5 protein-coding genes are annotated in these 4,564 nt (G+C 64.7%); 1 reads left to right on the top strand and 4 read right to left on the bottom strand.

All coding sequences use genetic code 11. From position 1 onward, the window contains the following. Positions 1-10 precede the first annotated feature (10 nt). The gene (locus F4X11_15990; GenBank protein ID MYN66508.1) at positions 11-463 is read left to right on the top strand and encodes a hypothetical protein; all 453 of its coding nucleotides are present in this window, start codon (positions 11-13) and stop codon (positions 461-463) included. A gap of 351 nt (positions 464-814) precedes the next feature. On the opposite strand, the gene F4X11_15985 is transcribed toward F4X11_15990, so the two are convergent. From F4X11_15985 to F4X11_15970, 4 genes are all read right to left on the bottom strand, one after another. Beyond that, positions 815-2,215 (bottom strand): hypothetical protein, encoded by a 1,401-nt coding sequence (locus F4X11_15985; GenBank protein MYN66507.1) that lies wholly within the window; start codon positions 2,213-2,215, stop codon positions 815-817. A gap of 380 nt (positions 2,216-2,595) precedes the next feature. Continuing rightward, positions 2,596-3,237, bottom strand: coding sequence for an anti-sigma factor (locus F4X11_15980; protein MYN66506.1), 642 nt, complete (start codon positions 3,235-3,237; stop codon positions 2,596-2,598). Further along, positions 3,230-3,919, bottom strand: coding sequence for a sigma-70 family RNA polymerase sigma factor (locus F4X11_15975; protein ID MYN66505.1), 690 nt, complete (start codon positions 3,917-3,919; stop codon positions 3,230-3,232). The genes F4X11_15980 and F4X11_15975 overlap by 8 nt, the downstream gene beginning before the upstream one ends. Next, positions 3,916-4,371, bottom strand: coding sequence for a fasciclin domain-containing protein (locus F4X11_15970; protein ID MYN66504.1), 456 nt, complete (start codon positions 4,369-4,371; stop codon positions 3,916-3,918). Before F4X11_15970 ends, F4X11_15975 begins: the two co-directional genes overlap by 4 nt. Positions 4,372-4,564: the final 193 nt, after the last annotated feature.

Raw genomic sequence — 4,564 nt, 5'->3', positions numbered from 1 at the left:
CGCCTACAACATGTCCGACAAGTCCCGCGACAGCTCCAAAGACTTCAATGGCCTGATCGTGGCGCCCCCGTTCGCCCCCCAGTACGCCCCCACGGGAATCTGGTCGGATGGAACGACCATGTGGGTGACGAACTACTGGTACGGCAAGATCTTCGCCTACAACATGTCCGACAAGTCCCGCGACAGCTCCAAAGACTTCAATGGCCTGAGATGGTGGTTCGGCGTCAACGACCCCTACGGCATCTGGTCGGACGGCACCACCATGTGGGTGACAGACCAAACCGCCGACAAGATCTACGCCTTCAAGATGTCCGACAAGTCCCGGGACAGCTCCAAAGACTTCGCCTCCACACTCGCCCTAGCATTCAACAACAACCTCTATGGCATCTGGTCGGATGGGACGACGTTGTGGGTAGTCGACGCGGGCGACAACAAGGTGTACTCCTACAACCTTCCGACTTAGGCGGTCTCGTCGTCGGCGTCCCGGGCGCCTTGCCGGGAACGCCGCTACTGTCGCGATTCGCTGCCATGTTCAACTCGGTCTGTGACGTCTCAGGATGGTGAGGCCGCCCGTCACTGGTCGTACCACTGCGGCGCCGTGATCGGGTTGTCGGCGCTGACCACGATCTCAGTGCGGAGGCTGACTTTCTTGGTGTAGCGGAGCCTGCCAGGGCGGCTCATACCGCACGAGTGCAGCCACTTGGTGAGTCTGCCGACACGTACCGGCAGAGCGCCCAGCTCGCCTCTGCCCTTTGTATTCCGCTCACGCCTCAGGTCTGGTCGCGCTGCCCCGCGCGACCAGACCTGGCTTGGTTCACGCCGCTCGTGGCGCTGAGCGGCCTTTGCCTTGGGTGTGACGGGCAGCGATCGCACGCACGATGCTCAGCATCTGGCAGACGACGATCTGGAAGTCGATGTTGCGTGACCCCCGAATCCGACCAGCACCGCTCTTGAGGTCCGCGAGGGTGGATTCGACGCCCTCACGGGTGCCGTACAGGTGGTCAACGCCGGCGTCACCCTCGGGGATGGCCCGCAGCGCCCTTGTGCGGCGCTTGCGTGAACGGGCCTCACTGTCGAGGCTGTTGAGGCGAATGACGGTCGAGGCCCCCTTTAGATGTGTAGGGACCGGCGGGGTGTGCGGCATGGCGTAGTGACCGTAGGCCACGTGTCGCGACCCGCTGTTCTCCCAACGGATCTGCTTGCGGCTCAGTGGCACAGCTACTTTGTCGCCGTTACTGTCGGTGAGCACAACCGCGGGCGCTCCGTTGATGGCGACCACGTCGAGGTCATACTCAGTGCCGTCGACGCCGGTGAAGGGACAGGTGCCAAAGCTCACGCTTTGGTGGCCCCCGTCAGAGGATCTGGGGACTTTGGTGATCGGCAGAATCCCCATATCCAGGACCTTGTCGAAGGTCTCGGATGTCATCGCCATGTCGTAGACCAAGCCGCGCAAGCCCGCCCTCAGCGTGTCGCCGTGTTCGTCGAGGAGGCGACGGAGCATCGCCGCGGCCCGGTCGGCGTCGTTACGGGCGGTCACGACTCCGTCGCTGAGTTCGGCATCCAACACCATGCATTCGCTGTCGCTGGAGCCACGACATGACAACACCACCAACTCTCGCCCGTCCACTGGGCGGGGGCCGTTGCCCGAGTCGCCAGTGCTGAGGTAACGCTTGTTGGGTCCCTTCCCACGACGGGCGCTGGCGGGGATCCAGGTTGCGTCACCGACGACGCACTGGGACTTGTCGGGGTGAGTCCAGGTGCCCGTTGAGGGGTCAAAGGCCCCCAGGTCCGCCGCGGCTCTCACGGCCGCGGCTCGCAGGCCGCGCTTGAGCACCTCGAGTGCATCACCACTGAAGTAACTCCGGCGAGCGCGATACAGCTGGTAGCGGCTGGGCGCTCGTGGCGACAAGCGCCGAGACAAGTCACCCGGGAAGGTCGCGGCGGCCGCATTGCGCAGCCACTCCCACATGCTGGGGTCATCGAGTTCCCGTATCGCCTCGCGGTCGCTGCCGCATAGCTGAGCCGCCGCGCTCGTCACGAGAATGTCCATGAAGGTGTATTGGTGGCGGCGTCCCGCATGCCCACGGCTTTGGTGAAATGCTTCGAGCTGCTCGGCCAAGTCACCCACGACGTCACTCTCGACGATCATCTCCAGTTGCTGCAGCAACGAGCCCGCTGGAGCAATTCGGCGAATATGCGGTGTCTTGTCGGTCATTGTCTGGTCTCCCTTCCAGGGTTGCGCAGCGACTATCGCCGCTGCTACTTGTTGCAGTAGTCGGCGATCAGGCGCCGCCCCTGCCGCAGTCCAAGCTCCAAAGCTCCCGCTCGTCGGGCAAGGTCTCCGCATCGTCGGACGCGACCCAAAGTCCCCCGGCCGAGATAGGCGCACTCGGCCAAATGAACCCCTCTTGGCCGGTGGGCACGGCGATAGCCAGAGTGAACTTGCTGCCGCACTTGCCCAGGGGCTTCGCCCCCGGCCGGGAACCTGTAGCTGGACATCCCATCCAGTCTGTACAAGGGGTGTGACACGGCAGGAGAAGCCCCGCGTTTCGCGCAGCTGACTTGTCTAGTCTCGAGGCGGTCGCGGAGTGGGGCTCAGGCTTGCTGCAGCGGTCCGCGCAGGATCGTTCGCCCGGAGTGAGTGGCGTCGCCGTCGCGGGGCTCGACGCTGATGTCCACGACGAAGTATGCATCGGGGTCATAGCCGGCAGGCACCGTAAGGCTGCCCGGGTCGGTCGAGTCGATCACGCCGAGTGAAACGAGGTTCGCGACGCCGCCGGCGGCATCAGGAAGAATGAGCCACACTTCGAGGTCTGCTCCGGCTCCCGGGGATGGAAGCGCTGCGTCGACGATCATGATGCTGTGCCTGTCATTGTCGACGACGAGCTCTGCACGCGCTTGGGCCTGAGCGCCGAGTTCATCGAATGTCTCGGGGTCGTAGACGAGCGACGCGGCAGCTACCACCTCGCCGGGATCGTCACGCGTGAGCCACAGCGTCGCAAGGCCCGCCACCACGACAACCAGCACGGCCGCAATGCCCAACGCAACCAGCCTTGGGATCCGCCGACGCGACTCAAACGGCACGGCGACGCCGAGGTCCTCGGCGACCTTCACCGCCGATTCGATTCCCTCCCAGACATCGTCCGGTGGCTCGAGCAGTTCGAGGTCTGAAGCTTCGAGGTCGCGCAGCATGGCCTCGAGTTCAGCGTCGGTTCGTCGGTCGCGATTGTCATCCATGGTCCGACTCCAGTTGGTGTCGAATCCGCTCGAGGCCGCGGCGCAGGTCGCTCTTGACCGTGCCGAGAGGCTGTTGAGTCGCCTCGGCGATCTGACGGAGGGTGAGATCCTCGAAGTAGTGCATCGTGACGACCTGGCGGGCCCTGTCGGAGAGACAGCGCAGGGCCTCAGCGATCAGCAGCCTGTCCGCGATCCGGTCGACTTGGGAGCCGACATGAACATCGTCGGGCGCGACGCCGCCAGCGCGACGATCTGAGTAACGCTGCTCAGCCCGGACGTTGTCGATGATCCGGTTCCTGGCAATCGCGATCAGCCACCCTGCGAGAGAGCCCTTCGCCGGTTCATACCGGCCGCGGCTCTTCCAAGCGCTGATGAACACCTCCTGGGTGACATCTTTGGCACGGCTCTCGTCGAGAGTCCGGTGACAGAAGGTGTAGACGAGGCTTCCGTGGTGCTTGTAGGCAACCCTCAGAGCGTCGTCATCGCCGCGAGCGAAAGCCTTCTCGATGCTCTCGATCGGCTCGCTCTCAAAGCTCGCCACAATCTGACTATACCGAGGCTCCACGGCGTGACAGGGTGTGCGCTGTAACCGTGTGCAGTGACTCAGCGGACTCTGGTGGGCAGGCGGATGGAGTTGGGAGCGAAGGGTCCGCCCGCCCACCGAGACCGGGGAGATGTCTATCCCGTGGGTGGCAGCAGGACGGTGTCGATGACGTGGATGATTCCGTTGGAGGCCTCGATGTCGGTGGCCACCACCGTGGCGTCGTTGACCATGACCGTGCCGCCGTCGACGGCGATGGCCACTTCCGCGCCGCCGACGGTCGCGACGCTCTGGCCGTCGAGGGTGAGCACCACCTCCGCGGGCGCGGCCACCGGCAGCACGTGGTAGGTGAGCACCGCCGTGAGCAGCTCGGTGTCGGCCAACAGGTCCTCAGCGGACATGCCCAACGCGCCCAGCGCCGCCGCGAAGGCGTCCTCGGTGGGGGCGAACACCGTGAAGGGCCCCTCACCGCTGAGCACATCAACCAGCCCAGCAGCCTGAACGGCCGCCACCAGAGTCGGGAACGACCCAGAGGCCACAGCCACCTCCACAACCGTCCCCGGCGCCTCAACCTCGGCCTCAGACTCGTCCATGTCATCTGCGGCTTCCGGCTCCGGCGCTTCCGTTACAGATGGTGCCTGTTCGGGAGCTTCAGTGGCCTCGTCGGCGTCGTCCCCGCAGGACGCCGCCACGAGCGACAGTGCCAGGACCGCCGACAGGATTCGCAGGTTTTTCTTGGACATGATCATCTCCGATAGTCGTTGACCTCATCCATGAATACGGAGC

The sequence above is a fragment of the Acidobacteriota bacterium genome (assembly GCA_009861545.1).
GTDB lineage: Bacteria > Acidobacteriota > Vicinamibacteria > Vicinamibacterales > UBA8438 > WTFV01.
Note: the sequence above shows the minus strand (reverse complement) of the source record. Positions and strands in the feature narration are given on the sequence as shown.